The sequence below is a fragment of the Nonomuraea candida genome, assembly GCF_000725485.1.
Lineage (GTDB): Bacteria > Actinomycetota > Actinomycetes > Streptosporangiales > Streptosporangiaceae > Nonomuraea > Nonomuraea candida.
Genome location: NZ_JOAG01000019.1, coordinates 128,255 through 154,204, shown reverse-complemented (window position 1 = coordinate 154,204; position 25,950 = coordinate 128,255). Strand labels below are relative to the sequence as shown.

Annotated in this window: 22 protein-coding genes and 1 riboswitch; of the genes, 11 read left to right on the top strand and 11 right to left on the bottom strand. The window is 73.7% G+C overall.

Going from position 1 to position 25,950, the window contains the following annotated elements; genetic code table 11:
- Nucleotides 1-98 precede the first annotated feature (98 nt).
- Nucleotides 99-530 carry a hypothetical protein gene (locus tag IO39_RS19800; RefSeq protein ID WP_157548632.1) on the bottom strand — a complete coding sequence of 144 codons (432 nt, stop codon included), beginning with the start codon at nt 528-530 and terminating at the stop codon, nt 99-101.
- Nucleotides 531-760: 230 nt separating this feature from the next.
- Here IO39_RS19800 and IO39_RS19795 point away from each other — a divergent pair, with 230 nt between their 5' ends.
- Complete coding sequence (locus tag IO39_RS19795) at nt 761-4,666, top strand: nSTAND1 domain-containing NTPase (RefSeq protein ID WP_052423085.1); 3,906 nt, start codon at nt 761-763, stop codon at nt 4,664-4,666.
- A 54-nt stretch (nt 4,667-4,720) separates the two neighbouring features.
- Here the strand turns inward: IO39_RS19795 and IO39_RS19790 are convergent, their stop codons facing one another.
- The gene (locus IO39_RS19790; protein ID WP_043625045.1) at nt 4,721-5,245 is read right to left on the bottom strand and encodes a hypothetical protein; all 525 of its coding nucleotides are present in this window, start codon (nt 5,243-5,245) and stop codon (nt 4,721-4,723) included.
- 142 nt (nt 5,246-5,387) lie between these two features.
- Nucleotides 5,388-6,116 (bottom strand): UMP kinase, encoded by a 729-nt coding sequence (gene pyrH / locus IO39_RS19785; protein WP_043625043.1) that lies wholly within the window; start codon nt 6,114-6,116, stop codon nt 5,388-5,390.
- 210 nt (nt 6,117-6,326) lie between these two features.
- On the opposite strand from pyrH, the gene IO39_RS19780 reads away from it, so the two are divergent.
- Nucleotides 6,327-6,674 (top strand): hypothetical protein, encoded by a 348-nt coding sequence (locus tag IO39_RS19780; RefSeq protein ID WP_043625041.1) that lies wholly within the window; start codon nt 6,327-6,329, stop codon nt 6,672-6,674.
- Nucleotides 6,671-8,794: a carbon starvation CstA family protein gene (locus tag IO39_RS19775; protein ID WP_043625038.1), complete on the top strand. Its 2,124-nt coding sequence runs from the start codon at nt 6,671-6,673 to the stop codon at nt 8,792-8,794. The genes IO39_RS19780 and IO39_RS19775 overlap by 4 nt, the downstream gene beginning before the upstream one ends.
- Here IO39_RS19775 and IO39_RS19770 read toward each other — a convergent pair.
- Both IO39_RS19770 and thiD read right to left on the bottom strand, forming a co-directional pair.
- Complete coding sequence (locus IO39_RS19770; RefSeq protein ID WP_043625358.1) at nt 8,783-9,457, bottom strand: TenA family protein; 675 nt, start codon at nt 9,455-9,457, stop codon at nt 8,783-8,785. The genes IO39_RS19775 and IO39_RS19770 overlap by 12 nt on opposite strands.
- A gap of 198 nt (nt 9,458-9,655) precedes the next feature.
- Nucleotides 9,656-10,441, bottom strand: a complete 786-nt coding sequence (thiD, locus tag IO39_RS19765) for a bifunctional hydroxymethylpyrimidine kinase/phosphomethylpyrimidine kinase (RefSeq protein WP_043625033.1) — start codon at nt 10,439-10,441, stop codon at nt 9,656-9,658.
- On the opposite strand from thiD, the gene IO39_RS57820 reads away from it, so the two are divergent.
- On the top strand, nt 10,431-10,601 hold the full coding sequence (locus IO39_RS57820; protein ID WP_245642069.1) for a hypothetical protein: 171 nt from the start codon (nt 10,431-10,433) through the stop codon (nt 10,599-10,601). The two genes, thiD and IO39_RS57820, sit on opposite strands and share 11 nt — an antisense overlap.
- A riboswitch (TPP riboswitch) is annotated at nt 10,573-10,668 on the bottom strand. It overlaps the preceding gene by 29 nt.
- 16 nt (nt 10,669-10,684) lie before the next feature.
- Here IO39_RS57820 and IO39_RS19760 read toward each other — a convergent pair.
- A complete protein-coding gene (locus IO39_RS19760; protein WP_043625030.1) occupies nt 10,685-11,290 on the bottom strand; it encodes a histidine phosphatase family protein in 606 nt (201 codons plus the stop codon).
- Between the two features lie 54 nt (nt 11,291-11,344).
- Here IO39_RS19760 and IO39_RS19755 point away from each other — a divergent pair, with 54 nt between their 5' ends.
- Together IO39_RS19755 and IO39_RS19750 are read left to right on the top strand one after the other, a co-directional pair.
- Nucleotides 11,345-12,292 carry a DNA polymerase domain-containing protein gene (locus IO39_RS19755; RefSeq protein WP_211267072.1) on the top strand — a complete coding sequence of 316 codons (948 nt, stop codon included), beginning with the start codon at nt 11,345-11,347 and terminating at the stop codon, nt 12,290-12,292.
- A 227-nt stretch (nt 12,293-12,519) separates the two neighbouring features.
- Nucleotides 12,520-14,025, top strand: a complete 1,506-nt coding sequence (locus tag IO39_RS19750) for a M28 family metallopeptidase (RefSeq protein ID WP_043625026.1) — start codon at nt 12,520-12,522, stop codon at nt 14,023-14,025.
- A 304-nt stretch (nt 14,026-14,329) separates the two neighbouring features.
- On the opposite strand, the gene IO39_RS19745 is transcribed toward IO39_RS19750, so the two are convergent.
- Nucleotides 14,330-15,823, bottom strand: coding sequence for a M20/M25/M40 family metallo-hydrolase (locus IO39_RS19745; RefSeq protein WP_043625023.1), 1,494 nt, complete (start codon nt 15,821-15,823; stop codon nt 14,330-14,332).
- Between the two features lie 204 nt (nt 15,824-16,027).
- A complete protein-coding gene (locus IO39_RS19740; protein ID WP_052423084.1) occupies nt 16,028-16,642 on the bottom strand; it encodes a hypothetical protein in 615 nt (204 codons plus the stop codon).
- Nucleotides 16,643-17,192: 550 nt separating this feature from the next.
- On the opposite strand from IO39_RS19740, the gene IO39_RS19735 reads away from it, so the two are divergent.
- Nucleotides 17,193-17,717 (top strand): sigma-70 family RNA polymerase sigma factor, encoded by a 525-nt coding sequence (locus IO39_RS19735; RefSeq protein ID WP_245642068.1) that lies wholly within the window; start codon nt 17,193-17,195, stop codon nt 17,715-17,717.
- Between the two features lie 34 nt (nt 17,718-17,751).
- Nucleotides 17,752-18,447 carry a zf-HC2 domain-containing protein gene (locus IO39_RS50775; RefSeq protein ID WP_052423083.1) on the top strand — a complete coding sequence of 232 codons (696 nt, stop codon included), beginning with the start codon at nt 17,752-17,754 and terminating at the stop codon, nt 18,445-18,447.
- Nucleotides 18,448-18,559: 112 nt separating this feature from the next.
- Here the strand turns inward: IO39_RS50775 and IO39_RS19725 are convergent, their stop codons facing one another.
- On the bottom strand, nt 18,560-19,168 hold the full coding sequence (locus tag IO39_RS19725; protein ID WP_052423082.1) for a dienelactone hydrolase family protein: 609 nt from the start codon (nt 19,166-19,168) through the stop codon (nt 18,560-18,562).
- Between the two features lie 98 nt (nt 19,169-19,266).
- On the opposite strand from IO39_RS19725, the gene IO39_RS19720 reads away from it, so the two are divergent.
- The 3 genes from IO39_RS19720 (at nt 19,267) to IO39_RS19710 (ending at nt 21,732) form a co-directional block, all read left to right on the top strand.
- Nucleotides 19,267-20,460, top strand: a complete 1,194-nt coding sequence (locus tag IO39_RS19720) for an FUSC family protein (protein WP_043625018.1) — start codon at nt 19,267-19,269, stop codon at nt 20,458-20,460.
- Nucleotides 20,461-20,621: 161 nt separating this feature from the next.
- Nucleotides 20,622-21,047 (top strand): NUDIX domain-containing protein, encoded by a 426-nt coding sequence (locus tag IO39_RS19715; RefSeq protein WP_052423081.1) that lies wholly within the window; start codon nt 20,622-20,624, stop codon nt 21,045-21,047.
- Nucleotides 21,048-21,066: 19 nt separating this feature from the next.
- Entirely contained in the window at nt 21,067-21,732 is a 666-nt protein-coding gene (locus IO39_RS19710) for a hypothetical protein (protein WP_043625016.1), read from the top strand.
- Nucleotides 21,733-21,833: 101 nt separating this feature from the next.
- Here the strand turns inward: IO39_RS19710 and IO39_RS19705 are convergent, their stop codons facing one another.
- Nucleotides 21,834-22,205 (bottom strand): hypothetical protein, encoded by a 372-nt coding sequence (locus IO39_RS19705; protein ID WP_157548626.1) that lies wholly within the window; start codon nt 22,203-22,205, stop codon nt 21,834-21,836.
- Between the two features lie 68 nt (nt 22,206-22,273).
- Entirely contained in the window at nt 22,274-25,771 is a 3,498-nt protein-coding gene (locus tag IO39_RS19700) for a tetratricopeptide repeat protein (RefSeq protein ID WP_084773127.1), read from the bottom strand.
- Nucleotides 25,772-25,950: the final 179 nt, after the last annotated feature.

Sequence of the window (25,950 nt, the reverse complement as noted above, 5' to 3'; positions counted from 1 at the left end):
CCTCGCGACCGAGGCTAACCGGCGGCCCGGGCGGCGGACAAGGCGATTACCGGCCGCCCGGGCCGGACGCGGGGGCGAGAGGGTGGGAAGGGCGCGTTCTAGCCGAGGAAGGCCACGTGGAAGCTGGTGTTCGACAGCGCCGTGAAGACGCAGGGCTGGGTGCCGAAGACGTTCTGGCAGGGCCCGGAGCCCCAGGACGTGACGTCTCCGTCGGGGGTCAGGCGCACGGTCGATCCGAAGGGCACCGTGAACAGGCAGTGCCAGACGGAGCAGGCGCCGATCGGCCATCCGTTGGCCTGGACGCTCACGGAGCCGTAGAAGCCGCGCAGGTTCAGCTCCACGGCGACGTCCGCGGAGGCGCGCGCCGCGCCGGCGGGGAGCAGGGCTGCGGTGATCGGGGCCGCGGCGATCAGCGCGGATGCGGCGAACGATGCCGCTCGCCGCCGTATCCGCCGTATCCGCCGTATCCGCAGCGTGCGCGGCATTCGCCGCTGGCCGGGCCGGTCGTGAGCGGGAGTCGATGCTGTCATTGGCGTGGACCCTCCGTGCATGACGTGTCGGTGATCAGGGGGGAGGGGGCGGCTCCGGGTGCCGGCCGCCGATACGCCGACGGTGAGGCGTCATGCCCCGGCCCGCAACGGCTGCCGGATCATTCCGTACAAGCCCGTACAGGACGGCTGTAACCAATTGTGATCGATCGGCGACATACAGGTTGCGCCGGTCGACGGCGCGCGTGGCCGTACGACCACAGGGAGGCCGTGTGTCCGAGTCCGCCGACGCCGATCCGGGCCGTCCTGATCCGGGCCGTCCTGATCCGGGCGGGATCGCCACCCGTCAGGAGTTCGCGCGCGAGCTCTCGTCGCTGCGCGAGCGGGCCGGTCTGACCGTGAGGCAGGTGGCGGCCAAGGCCGGCGCGTACGGCGCGCACAGCACCCTCGGCGACTGGTTCGCCGGCCGCGGGCTGCCGTCCACGTCATCGCGTGACCTGCTGTTACGGGTGCTGGACGTGTGCGGGGTGGCCGATGCGGCGGAGGCCGACGCGTGGCTGGCCGCCTGGCGGCGGGTACGGCGGGCTCCCGGCCGCCGCGCCGCCGGCCCCGAGCCGTACCGGGGGCTGGCCGCCTTCCAGCCGGAGGACGCGGGCTGGTTCTTCGGCCGGCGCGCGCTGACCGACCGGCTGCTGGAGCAGGTGGCCGGGATGCGGGCGGCGGGCGGAGGCGTGCGGCTGGTGGTGGGGCCGTCCGGGTCGGGCAAGTCCTCCCTGCTGCGGGCCGGCGTGGTCGCGGCCCTCCGCGACGGCGCGCTGCCCGGTTCCGCGCACTGGCCGGTGGTCGTGACCGTCCCCGGCGCGCGGCCGCTGGCCGAGCTGGCCGCCCGGCTGGCGGCACTGACCGGCGTGCCGGCGGGCGAGATCGCCGCGGCGGTCCGCGAGGATCCCGGGGCCGCCGCCCGGTACGCCGGCGGGGCCGGCGACCGGCCGCTGGTGCTGGTGGTGGACCAGTTCGAGGAGGTGTTCACCGAGTGCGCGGACGAGGCGGAGCGGCGCGCCTTCATCGCCGCCGTGCGTGCCGTGGCGGCGCCGCCCGGGGGCGCGCTCGTGCTGCTGGGGCTGCGTGCCGACTTCTACGCGGCGGCGTTGCGGCATCCTGAGCTGGCCGCGCTCGCCCAGGACGGCCAGCTCACCGTCGGCCCGATGGAGGAGGCCGACCTGCGCGAGGTCATCGTGGAGCCGGCCAGGCGCGCCGGCGTCGAGATCGAGGACGGCCTGGTCGAGCTGCTGCTGCGGCAGGTCGCCCCGCCCGGCGGCGTCGCGGCGGACGGCGGGGCGCACGAGGTCGGCGTGCTCCCGCTGCTGTCGCACGCCCTGTACGCCACCTGGCGCCAGGGCCAGGGCCGGAGCATGACCGTGGCCGCCTACCACGCGGTGGGCGGCATCGAGGGCGCGGTGGCGGCCAGCGCGGACGCCGTCCACGACGGGCTCACCGGCCGCCGCCGCGAGCTGACCCGCCGCCTCTTCCTGCACCTGGTGCACGTCGCGCCCGACGCCGCCGACACCCGGCGCAGGGCCACCGTGGCCGAGCTGCTCGACGGTTGCGACGGCGAGGAGGCGGCCGAGATGGAGGAGGTCCTCGACCGGTTCGTCGCGCGGCGGCTCATCACCGCGGGCGCCGACACCGTCGAGATCAGCCATGAGGCCCTGTTGCGCGCCTGGCCGCTGCTGCGCTCCTGGGTGGACGCCGACCGCGCCGGGCTGGTCGTCGCGCGCCGGCTCGCCGCCGACGCCTCGGCCTGGGTGCGCCTGCACCGCGACCCCGACGCGCTGTATCGCGGCGGGCGCCTGGTCGCGGCGCAGGAGTGGGCCGCCGGCTACGGCGGGCGGCTGCCGGCGGACGCGCGGGAGTTCCTGGAGGCGAGCGTGCGCCAGTCCCGGCGGCGGACCCGCCGGTTGCACCAGGCCGTCGCCACGCTCGCGGCCCTGCTGGTGCTGGCCCTGGTCGCGTCCGTCGTGGCGGTACGCGCGCAGCGGGCCGCCGCCGACGCCGAGCGCACCGCCACGTACCAGCGCGACCAGGCGCTCTCGCGGAAGGCGGCCACGGACTCCGGCGCGCTGCGCGCCACCGACCCGGGCCTGGCCGCGCAGCTCGCCCTGGCCGCCTACCGGTTGTCCCCCACCCCCGAGGCCAGGGGCGGCCTGCTCAGCGCGGTGGCCGGAATGCCGGCGACGCTGCTGACCGGGCATGAGAACGCCGTCTACGGGGCCGCGTTCCAGCGCGGCGGGCGGCTGCTGGCCACGGTGAGCACCGACGGGACGACGCGCCTGTGGGACGTGGGCCGCCCGCACCGTCCGCGGCCGCTGGCGGTGCTCCGCGGCCACCTCGGGCCGGTGCCGGCGGTGGCGCTCGCGCCCGGCGGAGGCGTCCTGGCCACGGCCGGTGACGATCGCACGGCCCGGCTGTGGGACGTGGCCGACCCGCGCGCGCCCCGCCCGCTGGCCGTGCTGACCGGCCACACCCTGGGCATCCGGCACGCGTCGTTCAGCCGGGACGGCCGCACCCTGGTGACGGCGGGCTATGACGGCGTCCCCAGGCTGTGGGACGTGTCCTCCCCCTCGCGCCCGCGCCTGGCCGCCGAGCTGCCCGTCGAGCCCGGCACGATGACCGCGGCGGTCTTCGCGCCCGCCGCGGACGTCCTGGCCACCGCCGGGCCAGGGAGCACCGCGCGGCTGTGGGACGTCGCCGATCCACGCCGCCCCCGGCGCCTGGCGGACCTCGCGGGCCACACGGACGCGATCCTGGCCGCGCGGTTCGGCCCGGACGGCCGCACGCTCGCCACCGCGGGCTTCGACAACACGGTACGGCTGTGGGACGTCACCCGCCCCCGGGAGCCGAAGCCGATCGCCACCCTCACCGGGCACACCAACGGCGTGGCGGCGCTGGCGTTCAGCCCGGACGGCCGGCGGCTCGCCAGCGGCGGCTACGACCTGACCGTGCGGCTGTGGGACCTCCGGCGGCCCGCGAGCACCCCCCTGACCCTGACCGGGCACGCCGACACGGTCCTCGCCACCGAGTTCCGGCCCGACGGGGAGACGCTCGCCACCACCTCCAGAGACGGCAGCATCCGGCTGTGGGACCTGCGGGCGCCGCTGGTCGGGGGACACGACGGCATCGTCTACACGGTCGCCATCAGCCCGGACGGCCGCACCCTGGTCGCGGGGGCCGGCCGGACGGCGCGGCTGTGGAGCCTGGCCCCCGGGCGCCCGCCCGCGCCGGGGCCCGTCCTGGAGGGCCACACCGACGGCGTCGTCCGGGCGGCGTGGCGGCCGGACGGCAAGGTGGTCGCCACCGCCAGCCTCGACTTCACCGTCCGGCTCTGGCAGGCCGGCGACGGCGGGCGCGCCGGCCCGCTCGCCACCATCAAGGCCCACACCGACAACGTGTACTCGGCGGCCTTCGACCCGTCCGGGCGGGTCCTGGCCACCGTGGGCGCCGATCGCGCCCTGCGCACGTGGGACGTCGCCGATCCGCGCCACCCGCGGCCGCTGGCGACGGTCACCGGGCACGACGACACGGTCCTCGCGGTGGCCTTCTCGCCCGACGGCCGCACCCTGGCCACCGGCGGCGCCGACCGCGCCGTACGGCTCTGGAACGTCGCCGACCCCCGCCGGCCGGCCGTCACCGCCGCGCTGACCGGCCACCGCAACACCGTCAACGACGTGTCGTTCAGCCCGGACGGCCGCCGGCTGGCCTCGGCGGGGGCCGACGGCGTGGTCCTGCTCCACGACGTCGCCGCCGGGCCCGCACGGCGGCCGCCCGTGCCGCTGACCGGCCACACCAGCGCCGTCGCCGCCGTGACCTTCCACCCGGAAGGCCGGCTGCTGGCCTCCGCGAGCTTCGACCGCACGGTGCTCCTGTGGGATCTGGCGCGGGCCGGCCGGCCGGACGCCGCGGTCACGCTGAGCGGCCACACCGACCGGGTGCAGGCCGCCGCGTTCGGCCCGGACGGCCGCACGCTGGCCACCGGCGGCGTCGACGCGACCGTCCGGCTCTGGGAGACCGACGCCGGCCGCGCCGCCCGGCAGGCCTGCGCGCTCGCCCACCCGGTGATCAGCCCGGCGGAATGGGCCCGCCGCATGCCCGGCCTGCCCTACCGCCCTCCCTGCCCATGACCGGGGGCCGGCGGTACCCCGCCCGTGACCGGGGCCGGCGGCCCCCGGCCCGCCTCAGGGCTCGACGAGGCCGACCGTGAACGCGTAGTCGTCCAGGGTGAACTGCGTGATGCCCGAGATGCGCAGGGCCTGCACCCGGACCGTGTAGGCGCCGGGGCCCAGGGAGGGCGAGAAACGTTCGAGGGCGTGCGCCTCCTCGGCGCCGTCGGGGCTGTCGAACCTGTAGTCCGTGCCCGCGACCGGGTTCAGCTCGGTGGTCGTCCCGGCGGAGTTGACGACGACGATACGCACGGAACACCAGGCGCCGGCCGAGCCCGCGCAGACGGACTCGGCGGTGAAGCGGGCATCGAGGAACCGGGTCGTCCCCGCGGGCACGGTGACGTTGACCGACGCCGTCGGGATGTTCCCCCAGGAGCCGATGGTCTGGGCGGTCCAGGGGCTGCTCTCGCCGGTGAAGTACTGTGCGCCGGTCTGCGTGCCTGTCTGCGAGGTGGCCACGGCCTGGGCCGCCGTGACCGTCAGCGCGAGAGCTCCGGACAGCGCCGCCGCGGCGGACACGACCTTGACGAGTCTGGACAACGGGTTCCCCTCTCTGCCCGCGAAGCCATGCGCTCCGCGACGGGTGGTTGCCGGAACCACGCTGACGAGACGGGGGTGGCCGGTGAAGCCCTGGCCGGAACATCCGTACAAACCCGTACAGGCGCCGGGGCGTGCCGGGTGGTCAGGGGGACGGGTCGGCGGTGATGCGGGTCCCGATGTCCTCGCCCAGGCAGATCGCCCGCATGACGCCCCTGGCGGCGACGTCGAAGACGTGCATGAGCAGGCCCTGCTCGTTGGCGAGCACGAACGCGCTCTCGTCCATGACCCGGACGCCGGCCGCCAGCGCCTCCCGGTAGGTGAGGTCGGTGTAGCGCTGGGCGCCGGGGTTGCGGTTGGGGTCGCTGTCGTAGACCCCGTCGACGCCGCGCTTGGCCACCAGCAGCGCGTCGGCGTCGAGCTCCAGGGCCCGCTGGACGGCGGGGTAGTCGGTGGTGACGTAGGGCTGGCCGATGCCGCCGGCCAGCAGCACGATCAGGTCGCGGCGCAGGTGGCGGTCGGCGCGGAGCCTGATGAACGGCTCGGCCACGCTCTGGATGGGGAACGCGGTCATGACCCGCACGTCGGCGCCGGAGCGCGCGGTCAGCACGCCGCGCAGCATCAGCGCGTTCATGACCGTGCCCAGCATGCCGATGTTGTCGGCCTCGGCCCGGCCGATGCCCCAGCCCTGCGCCATCGTCCCGCGGAAGTAGTTGCCGCCCCCGATGACGACGGCGATCTGCACGCCCAGCTGGTGGACCGAGAGGATCTCGTCGGCCAGCTGGGCCAGGCTCGCCGGGTCGGTGCCCCACTCGCCGTCGCCCGCCAGCGCCTCGCCGCTGAGCTTGACCACGACCCGTGAGTAACGACGCATCCCGCCCCCTTCCAGCGACCTGCTCAAGGATAGGGGGAGGGACGACGAAGATCCGTCGCCCGCCCTGCCCGCCCGCCCGCCGCCCCTGCTGACCCGCGCGGGCGCCCGCCGCCCGCCCGCCGGCCGCGGGCCGGATCTTGTGTTTCAGGGGAAGTCACGCTGGGTAAGGACGACCTGAATTTCTGAGCTGCCTGGTTTCAGGAGCCACAGATGTCCCGTGTCACGCTCACGCCTGCCGCCCGCCAAGCACTGCGCGCCGGGGAAGTGGTCTTCTTCGACTGGCACGTGACGGGGCTGTGCTGCGCCGACGCGGGGGAGTTCTCGGTGCGGGCGCTGCGCCGCTCCCGGCTGCCCAGGCGCGCGCGCACGCTCGGGCCGACCGGGCTGGTCTACGCCCATCCGACCGCCTGGCTGCACCTCGCCGAGCTGCCCGTCACGATCGACTGCCGCCCGCTGTGGCGCTGGCGGCGCTTCGTCTCCGATCTCCCGCCGGACGCCGGTCTGCGCTGCTGCCTGGGGCGCCCCATCTATGGCCCTTCACATGGAGGTGAGCGGTGAAGCTGCGTTCGATCATCATCTGGACGGCGGTGGCCGTCGTCGGAGCCGTGGGGTGGGGGGTGCTCGCCCTCTCCCGCGGCGAGAACGTCAACGCTGTGTGGCTGCTGTGCGCCGCGCTCGGCTCGTACGCGATCGCCTACCGCTTCTACGCCCGCTTCATCGTGCGCAAGGTGCTGCGCGCCGACGACCGCAGGGCCACCCCGGCCGAGCGGCTCGACAACGGCATCGACTACCAGCCGACCGACCGGCGCATCCTGTTCGGCCACCACTTCGCCGCCATCGCGGGGGCCGGCCCGCTGGTCGGGCCCGTGCTGGCCGCGCAGATGGGCTACCTGCCCGGCACCATCTGGATCATCGCGGGGGTGATCTTCGCCGGGGCCGTGCAGGACATGGTGGTGCTCTTCTTCTCCATGCGGCGCAACGGCAGGAGCCTCGGGCAGATGGCCCGCGAGGAGATCGGCCCCGTCGGCGGCGCGGCGGCGCTCATCGCGGTCTTCGCCATCATGATCATCCTGCTGGCCGTGCTGGCGCTGGTCGTGGTCAACGCCCTGGCGCAGTCGCCGTGGGGCGTCTTCTCGATCGCGATGACGATCCCGATCGCCCTGTTCATGGGGTTCTACCTGCGGGTGATCCGGCCGGGCAGGGTCGTCGAGACGACGGTGATCGGGGTGGCGCTGCTGCTGCTGTCGATCGTGGCGGGCGGCTGGGTGCAGGAGTCGAGCTGGGCGCCGATCTTCACGCTCAGCCCGTCGGCGCTGGCGCTGTGGCTGATCGCGTACGGGTTCGTCGCCGCCGTCCTGCCCGTGTGGATGCTGCTCGCGCCGCGCGACTACCTGTCGACGTTCATGAAGATCGGCACCATCGTGCTGATCGCGGTCGGCATCGCCGTCACCATGCCGCCGCTGCAGACCAGGGCCTTCACCGACTTCGCCTTCAACGGGGAGGGGCCGGTCTTCGCCGGGTCGCTGTTCCCGTTCGTCTTCATCATCATCGCCTGCGGCGCGCTGTCCGGCTTCCACTCGCTGATCTCCTCGGGCACCACCCCCAAGATGATCCAGAAGGAGAGCCAGGTACGCATGATCGGCTACGGCTCCATGCTCATGGAGTCGTTCGTGGCGGTCATGGCCATCACGGCGGCCTGCGTGCTGAGCCCCGGGCTCTACTTCGCGATGAACTCCCCGGCGGGCGTCGTCGGAGCCACCGTGCAGAGCGCCGCCGAGGCGGTCACGAACATGGGCTTCGTCATCACCCCCGAGCAGTTGCAGGCCGCGGCGGCGGCCGTGCAGGAGGAGACGCTCATCGCGCGCACCGGCGGGGCGCCCACGCTGGCCGTGGGCATCTCGCAGATCTTCTCCGGGTTCCTCGGCGGGGCGGGGCTGCAGGCGTTCTGGTACCACTTCGCGATCATGTTCGAGGCGCTGTTCATCCTCACCACGGTCGACGCGGGCACCCGGGTGGGGCGGTTCATGCTCCAGGACACGCTGGGCAACCTGTGGAAGCCGATCTCCCGGGTGAGCTGGTGGCCGGGGCTGTTCGCCACCAGCGCCGTGGTCGTGGCGGCCTGGGGCTACTTCCTCTACCAGGGCGTCAACGACCCGCTCGGCGGCATCAACCAGCTCTTCCCGCTGTTCGGCATCGCCAACCAGCTTTTGGCGGCGGTGGCGCTCACCGTGGCCACGACGCTGCTGATCAAGAGCGGGCGGCTCAAGTGGGCGTGGGTGACGGGCGTGCCGCTGGCCTGGGACGTCGCCGTCACGCTCACGGCCAGCTACCAGAAGGTGTTCTCGCCCGACCCCACGCTCGGCTTCTTCGCCCAGCGCGACCGCTACCAGGCCGCGCTGGACCAGGGGCAGCTGCTGGCGCCGGCCAAGTCGGCCGACGCCATGCGGCAGATCGTGATCAACTCCACCGTCGACGGGATCCTGGCGGCGCTGTTCGCGATCCTGATCATCGTGGTGATCCTCGACGCCGCCCGCGTGTGGATCAAGGCGATCAGGTCGCGCGAGCCGCTGCCCGACACGGAGGCGCCGTTCGTGGAGTCGAAGCTGCACGCCCCCGCCGGGCTCATCGCCACCCGGGAGGAGAAGGAGCTGATGGCCCGGACTTCCTCAGGGGGTTAGCCACTGCTCGGTGGGCCAGCCCTCGCGCCGCCAGGCGCTGTCCCAGAACATCCACTCGTACGCCGCCGCCCTGCCGTACGCCCGGTCCATGGCCTCCCGGGTACCGGCGTCGGCGGCGGCGGCGAGCCGGTCGGCGATGGCCTTGGCCCGCTCGACGGAGGCCGCGAAGTCGGGGTCGGCGTAGGTGGAGATCCACTTGCCGTACGGGTGGCCGTCGGTGCCGCCGGCCCGCTCCAGCAGCGCCGTGCCGACGTCCTGGTAGATCCAGAAGCACGGCAGCACCGCCGCCGCGATCACCGGGTAGGGCGCGCTCAGCGCCGTCGCCTGGAGGAAGGACGAGTACGCCAGGCAGGTCGGCGAGGTGGGCAGGCCGGCCGCGTCGGCGCCGAGCTCCTCGACGTAACCGGCGTGCAGCTGGCGCTCGGCCGCCAGCGCGGTGTGCGCGCTGCTGGCCCAGAACGCCGCCTCGTCCGGGTCGTCGGCCCGGACGGAGGCCGTGGCCAGCGCCTTGGAGAACGCCTCCAGGTAGCGGGCGTCCTGCACCATGTAGAACCCGAACCGGTCGGCGTCGAGGGTGCCGTCGCCGAGGGCCAGGACGAAGGGGTGCTCGTGAATGGCCTTCATCAGGTCGGCCGTGCGCAGCCAAATGTCGTCACAGAACATCGTGCCTCTTTCGGAAGTCGCCGGGGGCGTGGGGTCACCGCGGTGGGTCACCAGGTCGGTCACTGCGGTCGGTCACTGCGGTGGGTCACTGCGGTGGGTCATCGCGATCGGTCACCACGGTCGGTCGTCGAGTCGTGAACCGGGGTCGTGAGCCGAGGTCGTGAGCCGGGGTCGTGAGCCGCTGGGAGGCGGCGGTGGTCACCAGATGGCGTGGAAGTGGTGGACGGGGCCGTGGCCGTGGCCGACGCGCAGGCCGTCGGCCGCGCGCAGCGCCCCCGTCAGGTAGTCCTTGGCCGCGCGCACCGCGCCCGCCCAGTCGTCGTGCCGGGGCCGCAGCGCCGCGATGGCCGACGACAGCGTGCAGCCGGTGCCGTGGGTGTTGCGGGTGTGCACGCGGGGCGCGCTCAGCTCGATCGTGCCCTCGGGCGTGGCCAGGACGTCCACGCTCGTGTCGCCGTTCAGGTGGCCGCCCTTGAGCAGCACCTGCCGCGCGCCCAGCGCCCGCAGCCGCCCGGCCTGCGCGTGCATCTCCGCCAGGCTCGCGGCCGGCTCCTCGCCGAGCAGGTCGGCCGCCTCCGGCAGGTTGGGGGTGATCAGGTCGGCGCGGGGCAGCAGCGTCCGGCGCAGCTCGGCCACGGCGTCGGCGGGCAGCAGGCGGTCGCCGCTCTTGGCCACCATGACGGGGTCGAGCACGACGTAGGGCGGCCGGTAGGTGTCGATCGCCCCGGCCACCACCTTGATCAGCTCCGCGTCGCCCAGCATGCCGATCTTCACGGCGTCGGCGGGCACGTCGGTCAGCAGCGTGTCGAGCTGCTCGGCCACGAACGCGGCGGGCACCTCGTGGATGCCGGTCACCCCCGTCGTGGTCTGCGCGACCAGCGCGGTGATCACCGTCATGCCGTACGCGCCGAGCGCGGAGAAGGTCTTCAGGTCCGCCTGGACGCCGGCGCCGCCGCTGGGGTCGGTGCCCGCGATGGACAGCACCTTGGGAACGCCGGTCGAAGGGGCGGCATGCGAGGAGGCGCCGGTCGAGGAAGCGCCGGTCGAGGAAGCGCCGGTCGAGGAGGCGCCGGTCGAGGGGCCATCGGTCGGCGGGACAGTGGTCGGGGGAACAGCGCTCAAGGCCGTGACGTCCCTTCGCTAGTGCGAACTAGATCAGGTTCGACGGGTGTGATCTCAGCCCGGCCGCCCGGGCACCCCGCGTCACCGGCCACTGTAACAGGCGCCTCAGGCGCGCGGTTCGGCAGGGAAGCCCGTCCAGCGCAGCTCCGGCGGCAGGTGGCTCATGTCGTTGGCGAAGAGCACGGACGGCGGGCGGCCGGGGGCGTACCGGATGGCGGTCAGGGCGGCGTTGGCGAAGTTGAGGCCGAACCAGCGCCAGGCGGGGGCGTGGTGCGCGGCCGCGACGAGCCGGCCGATCAGGAAGTTGTGGGTCACGACCAGCTCGTGCCGGGTCTCCTCCGCCGGTCCGGTGAACAGGTCGAGGGCCTCCTGGGCGAGCTTCGGGCCGCGTTCGAGCTCCTCGCCGGAGCATTCGCCGAGCCAGGCGAGGTAGACGTCGGCGTACTCGGGGGGCAGCTCCTCCCTGGCGGGCACGTACGGCACGTAGTCCCCGGCGGCCTCGCTGACCCGCGGGACGACGCCGTCGAGGCGGCCGGCGACCAGGCGGGCGGTCTCGGCCGCGCGGGGGAGCGGGCCGTGGTGCACGGCCGACAGGGGCACCGCGCGCAGGCGTTCGCCGAGCAGCTCGGCCTGGCGGCGGCCGGCCTCCGTCAGGCCGCTCTCGTCCGGGGTGGCCTCGCCGTGGCGCGCCAGGTACAGGTAACGGATCACGCGGGAGCCCTCCGGTAGTTGACCACACGTTCGAGTGTGGGCATGGTAGGGCAGATGGCCGCTGATGAGACGCGCGACGGGGTCGCCCTGACCAACCTCGACGGGCCGCTGTTCGACGGCGCCGGGGCCACCAAGCGCGACCTGGTCGACTATCTCGACGCCGTGCGCGACCGGATCATCCCCGTGCTGCGCGACCGCCCGCTCTCGGTGCTCCGCGTGCGGCCGGGGCAGCAGCCGTTCATGCAGAAGAACCTGCCGAAATACGCGCCCGGCTGGGTGCGCTCGGTGTCGCTGTGGGCGGAGGCGTCGCGCCGGCAGGTGACGTACGCGCTGTGCGACGACAGGAAGACGCTGTTGTGGTTCGCGAACCAGCGGGCCGTGGAGTACCACCCGGCGCTCTACGCCGGCGACCACCCCACTCACCTGGTCCTCGACCTCGACCCGCCCGAGCACGACGACTCCTTCCCGCTGGCCGTGCGCGGCGCGTTCCTGGTCCGGCAGGCCCTCGCGGAGGCCGGGCTGGCGGGCGCGGTCAAGACCAGCGGGGCCAAGGGCGTGCACGTGTTCGTGCCCGTGGTCCCCGGCACCGCGACGGACGACCTGGCGGCGGCCACCCGGGCGGTGGCCGCCCGCGCGGAGCGGCTGGACCCGGCGCTGGCCACCACGGCGTTCATCCGCGAGGACCGCGCGGGCAAGGTGTTCCTCGACTCCACGCGGGCGGGCGGCGCCACGGTGGTGGCCGCCTACAGCCCGCGCATCCGCCCGGGGGTGCCCGTGTCGTTCCCGGTGGCCTGGGACGACCTCGACCGGGTGTCGCCCGGGGACTTCACCCTGCGTACGGCGCCGGGGCTGCTGGAGGGGGCCGACCCGTGGGCCGCGCACATGCCCGCGCCGCAGCGGCTGCCCGCCGACCTCGTCGAGGAGGGGCACACGATCCCGGTCGCCCGCGTGCAGGCGATGCACGAGGGCAAGAGACGCGCCCGCGCCCGCCGCGAGGAGTGAGCGCGTCCGCGCCCGCCGCGAGGAGTGAGCGCGTCCGCGCCCGCCGCGAGGAGTGACCGCGCCCGCGTGGCGGCTGGTGATAGGGGCGGTCAGGGCGGTCGCCGGGAGATGTCCGGAAATTGCCACCATAGTGGGTCTTCCCGGTGATCCTGTGCCGGGTTACCTTCGGGCAGCGGCGGATCGGGGGTTCGTGACCGCCGCGATGCTCACCGTCCTGGGGGACCTCTATGCGAAGAATCGTCATAGCGCTGATCACCGCACTCGCCTTACCCCTGGCCATGGCCGCGCCGGCCCACGCGGGCGGCCTCGACGACGCGTTCGCCGCGCTGCTCGTCAAGAAGGTCAAGGGGGCCAACGCCAAGAAGCACCTCCAAGCATTCCAGGCCATCGCCGACGCCAACGGCGGCAACCGGGCCGCGGGCACGCCCGGCTACGACGCCTCCGTGGACTATGTCGTGGGCAAGCTGCGCAAGGCCGGGTACCAGGTCACCCGCCAGCCGATCAACTACGTCGAGAGCTGGTCGGAGAACTCGCCGCCGGTCCTCGACGTCACCGCGCCCACGCCGAAGTCGTACGTGGCGGGCGAGGACTTCCTCACCTTCCAGCCCTCCCCGCCCGGTGACGTGACCGCGCAGGTCCAGGGCGTGGACCTGACGCTGCCGCCGGCCCCCGCGCCCAGCTCGACCAGCGGTTGCGAGGCGGCCGACTTCGCCGGGTTCGTGGCCGGCCGGATCGCGCTGATCCAGCGCGGCACCTGCCCCTTCGTGCAGAAGGTGGAGAACGCGGCGGCCGCCGGCGCCTCCGGGCTCATCATCTTCAACGAGGGCCAGCCGGGCCGTACGGACGCCTACCCCCTCGACATCGGCGAGTGGCGGGCCGGCATCCCGATGGTCTTCGCCGACTTCGCCGTGGGCAACGAGCTGGCCGCCACGCCCGGCGCCACCGTCCGGCTCAAGGTCGACGCCAACCTGGTGCTCGGCACCAACGACAACGTGATCGCCGAGTCCCGCTTCGGCGACCCGCGCAACGTCGTCATGGTGGGCGCCCACCTCGACAGCGTCACCGAGGGGCCCGGCATCAACGACAACGGCTCGGGCAGCGCGGCCATCCTGGAGGTCGCCGAGGAGATGGGCGGCTTCTTCCCGGTCAAGAACAAGGTGCGCTTCGCCTTCTGGGCCGCCGAGGAGATCGGCCTGCTCGGCTCCGACCAGTACGTGGCCGCCCTGTCGGAGGCGCAGCGCGACCGCATCAGGGTCTACCTGAACTTCGACATGATCGCCTCGCCGAACTACGCCTACAAGCTCTACGACGGCGACGACTCCGACGCCACCGGCTCGCCCGCCGGCCCGCCCGGCTCGGCGCAGATCGAGAAGCAGTTCGAGCGCTTCTTCGGCGCCCGCTCGCTGCCGACCGTGGGCACCGACTTCGACGGCCGCTCCGACTACGGGCCGTTCATCGAGGTCGGCATCCCGTCGGGCGGCATCTTCACCGGCGCGGAGGGCATCAAGACGCCGGAGGAGGCGGCGCTGTTCGGCGGCACCGCCGGCGTGGCCTACGACCCGTGCTACCACCTGGCGTGCGACACGATGGCCAACATCGACGAGACGGCGCTCGACGTCGACGCCGACGCGATCGCCGACTCCGTCGCCCGCTTCGCCGTCAACCTGCGCGGCATCCCGCCCAGGACGGCGCCGCAGCAGGCCGCCGCGCTGTCGGCGGAGGGCACCGGCTGACGGTTCCCCCTGATCGTCGATCCCCTCCGGCGGGCGGCCCTCCCCGTTCCGCCGGAGCCGGGACCGGCGGCAGGCGGCCGGGTGGACGGCGCGCGTCACGGTACCCGCCGCCCGGCCGCCTCGCTTTCCGTTTCGGCCTCGCTTCGCGTTCAGCTCGCCGGGGTGGGGTAGCTGACCGGGCCGCGGCGGCCCTGCTCGTCCACCGCGCGCACCCCGAACTGGAAGTTGTCCTTCGACAACCCCTCCGCACGGCTCCATGAGGGTGCGCCGGGCCGGCCCCGCTCCGGGACCGGCCCGGGAAGGGTTACCGGGTGATCGTCACGTCGTCGACGCCCGCCTCGACCAGGGAGGCTCCGGAGGCGTCGGCCGCGTCGACGAGGATGCGGACCGTCTGCCCGGCGAACGCGCTCAGGTTCGCGGTGGCGGTGGCCCAGGCGCCGTTGCGGTTGGCGGCGGCGCCCTGCTGGTTCAGCACCGTGAGCGTGGTGGCGCCCACGACGCGGACCCGGAGGTAGTCGGCGCTGGAGGCGTTGGAGCCGTGCGCCAGGTACCACGACAGCGACAGGTTCAGGGTGCCCGCCGGCAGCGTGATCGGCGGCGACTGGATCGAGGTGACGCCGCCGTCGATGTCGTGGTCGCCCGCCGCGGCGCCCGCCAGCCTGCCCGTGACCAGGTCGTTCGTGCCGCTGACCGTGGTGCCGAGCTGCTTGGCCCCGCTGGAGGCCGTGGCCTCGGGGTCGCCCCGCTCCCACAGCCCGGTGGTGGCGGTGTCGGTGCCCGCCGGATCGGCCGTCCAGCCGCCCGCGGCCTCGAACGTGTCCTGCCACACCACGACCGGCGGCGCGGCGGTGCCGATCGTCCACACCGCGTACGCGATGGCGTCGGCGTTCCTGTCCAGCGCCGTGTCGTTGATGTTGGTGGTCGTGTCGCAGGCGCGGTGGTAGCAGACGTCGAACGCCTGCCCGGCGGTGCCGCCCCACAGGGCGGCCTGGGCGGTGCTCTTGATGCCCTCCGCGCCGGTGAACGTGCCGCCCGACGGGATGCCGACGGCGATGAACGGCCCGTAGTCGGAGCGGCCGTCGAAGTCGGTGCCCCGGGTCGGCACGCCGATCGAGGTGAAGTAGTCCTGGAGGGTGCGCTCCAGCGCCGCCGACCCGGCCGGCCCCGGCCCGGCGCCGGTCCCGTCCGAGTTGTCCCCGTCGTAGATGAAATATCCGGCGTTCGGGGAGCCGACCATGTCGAAGTTCAGGTACGCCTTGATCCGCGCCCGCTCGGCGGCCGGCAGGTTGTCGACGTAGTACCGCGACCCGCGCAGCCCCAGCTCCTCCGCGCCCCACCAGGCGAAGCGCAGGTGCTTGGCCGGGCGCAGCGCCTGCCGCGACACCTCCAGCGCGGTCTCCAGGACGGCCGCGCTGCCCGAGCCGTTGTCGTTGATGCCGGGCCCGGCCGCCACGCTGTCGAGGTGCGCCCCGACCATGAGGACGTCGTCGGGGTTCCCGCCCGGCCAGTCCGCGATGACGTTGTAGCCGGTCGCGCCGTTGTAGGTGAACGACTGCAGGGTGGTGGTGAATCCCGCGGCGTCGAGCCGCGATCTGACGTAGTTCGCCGAGGCCAGGTAGCCGGGCCGGCCGTGGGCGCGGTTGCCGCCGTTGGCGTTGGCGATCGACTGGAACTGGGTCAGGTGGGCTTTGACGTTGGCCAGCGGGAGGTCGGGGGCCGCCACGGCGGCGGCCCGGGCGGGCGAGGCCAGGAGGGGCAGGCAGAGTGTGACGATCGCCGCGACGATGGTGGATCTCATGCCGTTTGTCCAGGTCGAACGACTGGATAAGAGCATGGCGGCGCCTCCATCCGAGGTCGAGGGTGGAAGATCCCGAGATGGTGCTCTCTGGAACGTAACCCCACAAATCGCCTTCGCCTAGGGCTCCCCTCCCACCGTTGTGCGGCCGGGCCGAGGGCTCCCTCCTGCCGTCGCCCGGCCGGCCCTTCGCGCGGTGCGGCCCGCTTACGAGAGGGCGGGGGAGTCCTCGTGGCTGCGCAGGGCCGTGACCATCCGCTCCGGCCGGTCGGCGAAGAACCGGATCGAGGTGACCTCGGCGCGGCGGCCCAGCGGGCGGACGACGGTGACCGGCTCGGTCAGCTCGACCGTCACGTTGGTCTGCGAGGAGATCGCCACGGTGAGCCGGCCGTCCTCGACCGCGATCAGGTGCTCCTCGTTGCGGGAGCCACCGGTCCGTACGGCGGCGATGAGGTCGCGGGGCACCCGCAGGTCCAGGTAGACGCCGTACCGGATGCGCAGTTCCTCGCCGGTCACGACGTGGGGCCGGGTGGCGCAGGCCGCCGCCGTCATGGCCACGTACGCCAGGCCGTACAGGTCGGCGACCAGCACCCCGTACCTGAGCCAGCCGGGCACCCCGAGCGCGACCAGCAGCAGGTCCAGGACCACCGTCTCGACCGCCATCGCGAAGGTCATCAGCGTCCACATGAACGTCTGCTCCTTCGTGTACGTCCCGACGGTCGCGCCTGGGGGCACCCCGTGCCTGCGGCGGACGATCCACCGCCCGATGGCCGCCAGCCCCTTGATCTCGAACCCCACGACCCGCAGCGCCACCCTGACCATCGAGACCCCTTCCGTGTCACGTCCGCTCCCATGAGAAACGCTGACGTCGCGTCAAGGTCAAGCCGCTCCCGCCCCGGCCCTCCGGCCGGCCGCGCCATGCCGGTTTCCACCGATGCGGAAATTTCGCGAATTGGAGTGAACCTGCTCCCGGGGTCGGGGCGTACAACCTGTCGGAGAACGGCACGCATCGACACCGAGAAATCCCGCACGACCTGCGCCAAGGCGAGAATCGAGCGTGCCTCGCCGCGCTGACCGGATGCCACGGGGATGGCGATGGAATTTCAGGGACGGAGCGACGGCCTGGCCCTGCGGCCGCGCGATCACCTGGGGGAGGGGCCAGCCGCTCGCCGCCGTCGTCGGGGACTGGGCCGACGTGGCCGTGTTCGCCGCAACCGGCCGAAGCATGATTTACCGGATAAATCTAGCTAGACGGCATAACGGGCAAACTTCCTGCCTGCGGCCCCTGGCGCTGGCTAGAGTGATAATCATCCATATCGGCGAACCGAGCGTGATATTTCCTCATATCCGCAGCGCGAGGAGCCGCATCCTTGTGAATCACCGAGTAACGGACGAGGCCATGGTCCGAGCCCTCTACCGCGAATACGGCGCCCCGCTGATGGCCTTCGCCATCCGGCTGACGGGCGGTGATCGCCGCTGGGCCGAGGACGTCGTGCAGGAGACCCTCGTACGCGCCTGGCGCAACCTCCACGACCTCCGCACCGAGTCCGGCTCGCTGATGCCCTGGCTCGCCACCGTCGCCCGCCGCGTCGTCATCGACAACCGGCGGCGCTCCGGCTCGCGCCCCCTCGACACGGTCGAGGACATCTCCGACCGCGCCCAGCCCGTGGCGGCCGAGGACGAGCGGCTGTTACGGGAGATCGTCGTCACCGACGCGATGATGTCGCTGTCCCCCGCGCACCGGCAGGTGCTCACCGAGACGTTCCTGCTGGACCGCACCGTCCAGCAGGCGGCGGAGACCATCGGCGTGCCCGTCGGCACGGTGAAGTCCCGCGTGTACTACGCCATGCGCGCCTTACGGGTCGCGCTGGAGGAAAGGGGGGTGACGCTGCCGTGACCAAGGTGCGTCACGATGACAGGGGGGTGACGCCATGACAGAGGTACACCACGAAGACGTGGCCGCCTACGCGCTCGGCCTGCTCGGCGAGGACGAGCGGGCCGCTTTCGAGCGCCATCTGGACGGCTGCGAGCTCTGCGCCGCCGAGGTCGGGTCGTTCGCCGCCATGGGCGAGCTGATCAAGGGTGTGCACCCCGACGACCTCCTGCCCAGCCCGCCGGACCCGCAGGTCGAGTCCCTCCTGGTGCGCCGCGCCGCCGCCGAGCGCCGCCGCCGGCGGCTCCATCGCGGCCTCATGTCCGCCGCCGCCTGCCTGGTCGTCGCGGCCGGCGTCTTCCTCGCCGTCAACTCCATGACCGGCGCGCCCAACCCCGACAGCATCCACGGCCCCGCCCGCCACCTGCTCATGACCGGCCGCACCTACTCCGTCACCGACCCCGCCACCGGCGTGACCGGGGTCGTCGGCCTGGAGGACAAGGGCTGGGGCACCCACGTCGCGCTGGAGCTCAAGGGCGTCAAGGGGCCGCTGCAGTGCCGGCTCACCGCCTTCGGCGACGACGGGCGCTCCGAGGTCGTGGCGAGCTGGGGCGTGCCGGAGAAGGGCTACGGCGTGCCCGGCTCCCCCGACCCGCTCGTCCTGCACGGCGGCACCAGCCTGCCCCAGTCCGAGCTGAACCACTTCACCATCCAGACCGTCGACGGCAGGACCCTGGCCACCGTCACGGTCTGACCCCGGCTCACGGAAGGGGCCGCGCCAGGCGCCGATGCGTGCGGCGTCAGACACGCGCGCGCGGTGTCAGACGGTGGTGCGGGAGGGGCCGCGTCGGATGCGCGGCGCGGTGTCAGACGGCGGCGCGCGGACCGGTGAAGTGGGTCGTGAACCAGTCCCTCGCGTGTCCGGCCACGGCGTCCAGCGCGCCGGGCTCCTCGAACAGGTGGGTGGCGCCGGGCACCACCGTGATCCGGCTGTCCGCGCTCAGCCGCCGCTGCGCCTCCTCGTTCAGCTCCACCACCACGGGGTCCCGGCCGCCCACGATGAGCAGGGTCGGCGCGCGCACCGCGGCCAGCCGGGGGCCGGCCAGGTCGGGGCGGCCGCCGCGCGAGACCACCGCGGTGATCTCGTTGTCCGGCTCGGCCGCCGCCCACAGGGCCGCCGCCGCGCCGGTGCTGGCCCCGAAGTACCCGATCGGCAGGCCCTTGGCCGCGGGCTGCCCGCGTACCCACGCGGTGCGTTCGAGCAGCCGCTCGGCCAGGAGCGGGATGTCGAAGACGTTCGCCCGGTCGGCCTCCTCACTCGGGGTGAGCAGGTCGAACAGCAGCGTCCCCAGCCCCGCCTCGTTGAGCGCGCCGGCCACGTAACGGTTGCGCGGGCTGTGCCGGCTGCTGCCGCTGCCGTGCACGAACACCACGAGCCCCTGAGCGGCGTCAGGAACGATCAGATCGCCGGACATACGCCACAGCTACCCCATTGCCGCGGGCTCTATCCGCGGCGCGAATGGGCAGGTCACAGGGGCAGGAAAGAGACGGCACGGGGGCAGGGGCGGTGACCATGGAGACCGAGGGCGGGCGCAGGCCGGCGGCGGCCGGCTCCCCGCTGGAGCGCGTCGTCTCGGGCGGGATGGCGGCGCTCGCGCGGGTGCGGAGCATGGGGGTCGGGCGCTGGCTGCGCATGGAGCGGGAGGCGCTGGCCCAGACGATCAAGGTGACGGGGGCGTGCGCGGTGGGCTGGTGGCTGGCCGCGTACGTGCTCAAGGTGGACCTGCCGGTGCTCGTGCCCATCGGCGTGCTGCTGACGGTCTCCGCGACCGCGTACAGCACCCTGGTGCGGGGCGGGCAGCAGATCCTGGCCGTCGTCGTGGGCGTGGGGGCGGCCACCGCGCTCATCTGGCTGATCGGCGCGAACGCGGCCACGCTGGCCGTGCTGGTGGTGGCGGGCCTGGTCCTGACCCGGCTGCTGAACCTGCCCGAGCAGAACGTGCAGATCCCGATCACGGCGCTGCTGGTGTTCGCTCTGGGCAGCACGTACGGCTTCGCCCGCCTGGCCGACGTGCTCCTCGGCGCGGGCATCGGCATCGCGGCGAACCTGCTGGTCATGCCGCCCCGCTTCGTGGACAAGGCGGGCAGGGAGCTGTGCGGCCTCTGCTCCGAGCTGGCCGACCTGGCCGAGGACATGGCCGAGGGGCTGCGGGGGGAGTGGGACAGGGAGATGGCCGGCGAGTGGCTGGAGCGGGCGCGGGGCCTGTCGCAGCGGCTGGAGGACACCGAGCAGGCCGCCGAGCAGGCGGAGGAGTCCGTACGGCTGTCGCCCCGCCGCCGCCGCTACGACCGCCGCCTGCGCCAGGTCGCCGAGGCCGCGACCTGCCTCGACCATGCCTGCCACCAGCTCAGGAGCATCGCCAGGGGCCTGACGGACCTCATCGCGGGAGCCCGCGGCCTGCCCGGCGAGCGCGGCGCCGACCTGCCGGAACCCCTGGCCGACCAGCTCTCCGCGCTGTCGCGGGTCTTCCGCGACTTCGGCATGCTGCAGGTCGGCCACGGCCGGCGGGAGGACATGGAGGACCTGTGCGCCGCGCTGGACGACGGGGAGCGGCAGCAGCGCCGGCTGGCCTCGGAGTTCTGGCAGACCCGGCACGCGGAGCTGCGGTCGTTGCAGGGCGCGCTGCTGGACGGGTGCGCCCGCATCCGCCACGAGTTCGACCCCGACACCGGCCCCCACCGCGCCGCCTTCCCCCGCCACGAGTGACGCGAGCGGCGACCACGGCCTGTGCGGCTTCCGGAGCGCCACGGCGACCACGGGCAGCCGCGAAAGCGCCTGGGCGAACGACCGCGCCCGATCGGCCCCCTCCCCGAGCTGCGCCCCACCCGAGACGCCAGTATGGCCGCCCGCATGGCACGATCATCGGCATGATCGACGCTGAGACCGGCTGGTACTTCATGCACGCCTCGATCAAGGGCGTGGTGGTCGTCGACGGGACGGTGCTGCTCTGCAGGAACCCCCGGAACAAGTGGGAGCTTCCCGGCGGCTGGCCGGACAAAGAGGACGACACACTGGCCGAGGTGGTGCGCCGCGAGGTCATGGAGGAGAGCGGCCTCGACGTGACCCCCGGCCCGGTCGTGGGCGCGGAGATCTTCCACATCAAGGGCGCGGGCAAGGTGCTCATCGTGGCCCTGCTCGCCACGGTGAACGGCGGGGTGACCGGGGAGGTGTCACTGCGGACCAGCGACGAGCACAGCGATCTGCGCTTCTTCCCCGCGGACCGGCTGCCCGCGGACCTGGAGGAGGGCTACGCGCCGCTGATCGAGGCCGCGGTGGCCGCCGCGCGGGAATGAGTCCTGGCATACTGCACGGATGTCCGATTTCGCGGAGTTCCGGGTGAAGGGCCGGGAGGCGCTGCTGACCGGGCGCGCCACGTACGACAGGGTCATGGTGGAGGGCGCCAGGCGCTGGGGCGCCGCGGCCGTGCTGCGCCCCGAGGGGGAGGTCGTGGAGCGCATGGCGGAGCTGGCGGCCACAGTGCCCGCCGCCGGGCACTGGGTGCACGGCGCGCCGGCCCTGCACGTCACGCTCAGGTCGCTGGAGCCCTACCGGACGCGCATCCCGCCGGACGACCCGCTGCGCCGCTCCTACGGTGACGCGCTGGCCGAGGCGGCCGACGGGCTGCCGCCCGCCCGGGTTCGGCTGTCGGGCGTGAGCCCGCATCACGGCGGCGTGCTGGTGGGGGCCCATCCGGAGGACGACGCCCTGACCGCGCTGCGCAAGCGGTTCGTGCACGGGCTGGAGTCGCGCGGCGTGCGGGACCTGGAGCACGGCCGCGTACGCGACCGCTGGTACGTCAGCCTGGTCCACTTCGCGGCCCCGCTCACGAACCCGGCGGAGATCGTCGAGTGGTGCGACGCCCACGCCGGCGCCGACTTCGGCATGGCCGTGCTGCCCACGGCGGAGATCGTGCAGTTCGTCCACACCGGCACGGGCATCAGAGTCGACTCCCTGGAGATCGCCCCTCTCACGGGCTGAGCCGCCGGAAGGCCGGGCCCGTGACGGGCTCGGCCTCCGGCCCCCGGCAATCCCGGCCCCGGCAATCCCGGCCCCGGCAATCCCGGCCCGTCACGCGGTGTTCAGCTCGTCAGCAGCAGCGCCGTGACGAACTGGAGCAGGTGCCAGGCCACGTAGGCGCTGAGCGAGCAGAACGCCCACTCCTTGCCCCGGTTGATGCGCGCGATCCACCGCAGCTCCTCCGCCGGCTCCCGCCGCGCCCGCAGGCTCCTGCTGACGAAGTACGCCGCCACCAGCCACCCCGCCCCCGAGGCCATGAGCAGCGCGAGCGAGAGCGCGGCCAGCACCGGCGGGTGGACGCCCTCATCGACGGGCGGGAGCTGGCGGACCCAGGCGGCGAGCACGCCGGCGAGCAGGGTGACGGTGATCCGCCGGTCCTTGCGCGCCTGTCGCTTGAGCCACTGAAGGTCTCGACGCAGATGGTTCTTGAGCATCCGGATCACCTCCGTTGATCGAGCTGGTATCACCAGCTAACGGAAAGATCCAGAAAAGATCTGCGACCTCAATCCCGAGAATTCACGACTTTTATCGGCGTTTCAGGTAATACCCGGAGTTCCTCCGCCACCTGCCTGGCCTCGAAAATGTCCCCCACCTCTTCGAGCGTCCGCACGGCCTCCCGCAGATAACCCAGCGCCGCGTTCCGCCGCCCCAATCGGGCCGAGATCAGGCCCAGGGCCCGCAGCGCGCACCCCAGGTCCCGCCGCGTCCCGCAGGCCAGGTGCACGTCCCTGGCCTGCCGGGCGTGCTCCAGCGCCTCCTCGGCCCTGTCCAGGTCCAGCAGCACCATGGCCAGCGTGGTGAGCGCCGCCGCCCACCGGTCGCGGGTGCCGCTCTCGTGCTGCAGCTCGACGGTCTCCCTGGCCGGCCCCACCGCCTGCGCCGACCGGCCCGCCGTGTGCAGCGCCTGCGCCATCGACAGCAGCGCGCTGGCCCGGTTGTCGCGCAGCGCCTCCCTGATCGCCAGCGACGACTTGGCCGCCCGCAGCGCCGGCTCGTGCTGCCCGAGCGACAGGTACGTGTACGCCAGCGTCTCCTGCACGTCCGCCTCGATCCGCCGGTTGCCCAGGCCCTGCACGATGTCCAGGGCTTCGAGCGCGTACACGAAGGCCTCCTGCGGATGCCCCTGGCGCCGCCGCACCCGGGCCAGCCGGTTGAGCATGCGGGCCTCGACGGGCTCGTCGTGGATCACCCGGCTGATGGCCAGCGCCTGGCTCAGGTAGTCGTCGGCGCGCACGTAGTCCGACAGCCGCCAGTGCACCAGCCCGATGTCGCCGAGGGTCTCGGCCTTGCCCTGCTCGTGGTGGAGCTCGACCTGTACGGCGAGAGCCTGCTCGTAGTGGGCCAGGGCGTCGTCGTACCGGGAGCCGTTGCGCGCGATTCGGCCCAGGGCGCACAGGGCCCGGCCGCAGCCGTACTGGTCGCCGGTCGCCGTGTAGCCGGCCAGCGCCCGCTCCGCGTCCCGCTGCGCGTCGTGCGGCAGCCGCAGCAGGTCGTAGATCTCGGCCAGGCACAGCAGCGTCTCGGCCTCGGCGTGCTCGTCGCCCAGCTCGTGGCAGATCGACAGGGCCTCCAGGCCCTCCTCCAGCGCGGCGTTCGGGTCGCCCAGGTTGCGCTGCACGGTGGCCAGGATGATCAGGCTCTGCGCGGTGCCGCGCCGGTCGCCGAGCCGCTCCCGCACGTCCAGGGCCTGCCGGGCGTGCTGCAGCGCCGGCTCGTACCGCTCCTGGGACAGGTGCAGCCGCGCCAGCGTGTGCAGGCAGCTCGCCACCCCGGCCAGGTCGCCGATCTCCTTGTGGACGTCGAGCGCCTCCGCCGCGTAGTGCAGCGCGTCCTCGTTGTTGCCGGCGATGCCGTGCACGCCGGCCAGGTCGTTCAGCGCCCGCGCCCGCCCCACGCGGTCGCCCAGCTCGGCGTAGTCGGCCAGCGCCTCCCCGATGAACCTGGCCGCCAGCGTGGACGGCCCGATGTCGCGGTGGATGGAGCCCAGGCGGCTGCGCATGAGCGCGATGGCCCGCCGGTTGCCGACCTGCATGGCCGAGGTCAGCCCGGCCTGCTGCACCTCCAGGTTGTTCTCGTAGTAGCGCAGCCGCCGGAACGGCTCGAACACCGCCTCCGCCAGCCGCCAGGCCATCCCGTGCGCGCCGCTCTCGCCGGCCAGCCGCACCGCCGAGACCAGCGAGCGCCGCTCGGCCTCGAACCACTCGCGCGGCGTGCCCGGATCGGTGGCCACCGCCAGGTAGTGGTCGAGCAGGCGCGCCCTGGCCTCCCGCACGCCCGCCTCCGCGTGCCTGCCCAGCTCCCTGGCCAGCCGCTTGACCAGGTCGTGCACCCGGTAGCGCGGCCCCGGCAGCGGCTCCACCAGGTACGCCCGGTGCAGCCCCTCCACCGCGACCACCGCCTCGCGCACCGGCACGCCGAGCGCCGCGGCCAGCACCTCGGGCGTGAAGTCCCGGCCAGGCAGCAGCCCGACGTGCCGGAAGGCGCGCCGCTGCGAGGGGCTCAGCGACTCGTACGCCAGGTCCAGCGCCGACCTGAACGCCTCCTCCGGGTCGCCCACCAGCACCCGGTCGGGACGGCGCAGCTCCTGCACCCGCCGCTGCACGCTGAGCCCGGGGTTCTCGGCCAGCTTGGCCGCCGAGATCCGCAGCGCGAACGGATGGTACGAGCACACCCGTGCCAGCTCGGCCAGCGCGTCCCGGTCGGCCGCCCGCGCCGACCCCTCGCCCAGCACCGACACCAGCAGCGCCACCGCGTTGCCCGGGTCGAGCACCGGCAGGTCCATGAGGTCGGCGTGCCCGGTGGCGCGCAGCGGCGCCATCCGCGTCCGGCTGGTGACCAGCACCACGCAGTCCTTGCTGCCGGGCAGCAGCGTGCGCACCTGGGCCGGGTCGGCGGCGTTGTCGAGGATGAGCAGCAGCCGGCGCCCGGCGATCCTGCTGCGGTAGAGCAGCATCAGCTCGGCCTCGTCGGCGGCCGGCATGTGCTCGCGGACGCCCAGCGAGCGCAGGATCTGCCCGAGCGCCTCGGAGGGCGTCATGGGCGGCTGGCTGGGCGACTGGCCGCGCAGGTCGATCACGATCTGCCCGTCGGGGAACCGGCCGGCGTGCAGGTGCGCCCAGCGCGTGACCAGCGTGGTCTTGCCGACGCCCGGCAGCCCCTGCACGACCATCGTGTTCGTCCGCCGGGGCCGCTCCAGCCAGGCGGTGAGCAGGTCGAGGCTGTGCTGCCGCCCGGTGAAGTCCGGCACGTCGGCGGGGAGCTGGCGCGGGATGGGCAGCTCGCCCACGGGCAGGGGCCCGGCCTGCCCGTTCGGCCCGTTCGGGCCGTTCGTCCTGGTGAGGAACGGGGTCACCCGCCCCTTCCACGGGGCCGACAGATGCTCCCAGCTCCCGGCGGCGCCGCGCAGCGCGGACGGGTCGGCGATACGCAGCCGCCGGTACCCGGGACGCACCAGCCAGCCCCGCTGCGTCCACTGCGTGAGCCGGCGCTGCACCACGTCCGGGGAACTGCCCACCAGGTCGGCCAGCGTCTCCATGGACAGCGGCGGCGCGGACTCCGAGCCCAGCCCGTACCGCTCGTCCAGGTGCAGCAGCCAGACGGCCAGCCGGGCGGCGACGGGGGCGCGGGCCAGGGCCTCGTGCCTGCGGGCGGTCACGTTCCTGGCGAACAGCTCCTGCACCAGGGCGGTCGCCACGGCCGGGCCGGCGGCGGCGTGCTCGCGCAGCCGGCCCAGGTCGATGGGCCAGGCCCGCACCTCGGTCAGCGCGTCCACCTTGACCCGGTCGGCGGGGCTCCAGAAGGCCAGCTCGCCCACCAGGTCGCCGCCGCCCCGCAGGTCGTGCACCACCTCGCGCTCCCCGGCGGGCGTGTATTCGCGGGCGTAGCCGTGGTCGATGAGGTAGACGTCGTGGGCGGGCCGCAACGGCGAGCAGATCGTCTCGTTGCGGCGGTAGACGCGCGGGCGGGAGCCCTCGTCCACCAGGGATCTGAACAGACTCAACCCGACACCATCCCTCTAGGACGGCGCTGTCCTCGACATGACAGATTCCGAACAGCTCGCGCGGCGACCTGTCACAACAGTGGACTGCAGGGACAACCCCGCTGTCAATCGCACCAGCCGTCAGTCGGAGCGGCCGCCGGGCGGACAGGCCGCCGGGCGGACGGGCCGGGGGGGTGGGC

Excerpts from the sequence above, each read along its gene's own strand:
- IO39_RS19800 (WP_157548632.1), bottom strand. The coding sequence starts at position 530 with ATGACAGCATCGACTCCCGCTCACGACCGGCCCGGCCAGCGGCGAATG.
- pyrH (WP_043625043.1), bottom strand. The coding sequence starts at position 6,116 with ATGCGTCGTTACTCACGGGTCGTGGTCAAGCTCAGCGGCGAGGCGCTG.
- IO39_RS19780 (WP_043625041.1), top strand. The coding sequence starts at position 6,327 with ATGTCCCGTGTCACGCTCACGCCTGCCGCCCGCCAAGCACTGCGCGCC.
- IO39_RS19770 (WP_043625358.1), bottom strand. The coding sequence starts at position 9,457 with ATGTTCTGTGACGACATTTGGCTGCGCACGGCCGACCTGATGAAGGCC.
- IO39_RS57820 (WP_245642069.1), top strand. The coding sequence starts at position 10,431 with ATGGACAGCACCTTGGGAACGCCGGTCGAAGGGGCGGCATGCGAGGAG.
- IO39_RS19755 (WP_211267072.1), top strand. The coding sequence starts at position 11,345 with ATGGCCGCTGATGAGACGCGCGACGGGGTCGCCCTGACCAACCTCGAC.
- IO39_RS19750 (WP_043625026.1), top strand. The coding sequence starts at position 12,520 with ATGCGAAGAATCGTCATAGCGCTGATCACCGCACTCGCCTTACCCCTG.
- IO39_RS19745 (WP_043625023.1), bottom strand. The coding sequence starts at position 15,823 with ATGAGATCCACCATCGTCGCGGCGATCGTCACACTCTGCCTGCCCCTC.
- IO39_RS19740 (WP_052423084.1), bottom strand. The coding sequence starts at position 16,642 with ATGGTCAGGGTGGCGCTGCGGGTCGTGGGGTTCGAGATCAAGGGGCTG.
- IO39_RS50775 (WP_052423083.1), top strand. The coding sequence starts at position 17,752 with ATGACAGAGGTACACCACGAAGACGTGGCCGCCTACGCGCTCGGCCTG.
- IO39_RS19725 (WP_052423082.1), bottom strand. The coding sequence starts at position 19,168 with ATGTCCGGCGATCTGATCGTTCCTGACGCCGCTCAGGGGCTCGTGGTG.
- IO39_RS19720 (WP_043625018.1), top strand. The coding sequence starts at position 19,267 with ATGGAGACCGAGGGCGGGCGCAGGCCGGCGGCGGCCGGCTCCCCGCTG.
- IO39_RS19715 (WP_052423081.1), top strand. The coding sequence starts at position 20,622 with ATGATCGACGCTGAGACCGGCTGGTACTTCATGCACGCCTCGATCAAG.
- IO39_RS19710 (WP_043625016.1), top strand. The coding sequence starts at position 21,067 with ATGTCCGATTTCGCGGAGTTCCGGGTGAAGGGCCGGGAGGCGCTGCTG.
- IO39_RS19705 (WP_157548626.1), bottom strand. The coding sequence starts at position 22,205 with ATGCTCAAGAACCATCTGCGTCGAGACCTTCAGTGGCTCAAGCGACAG.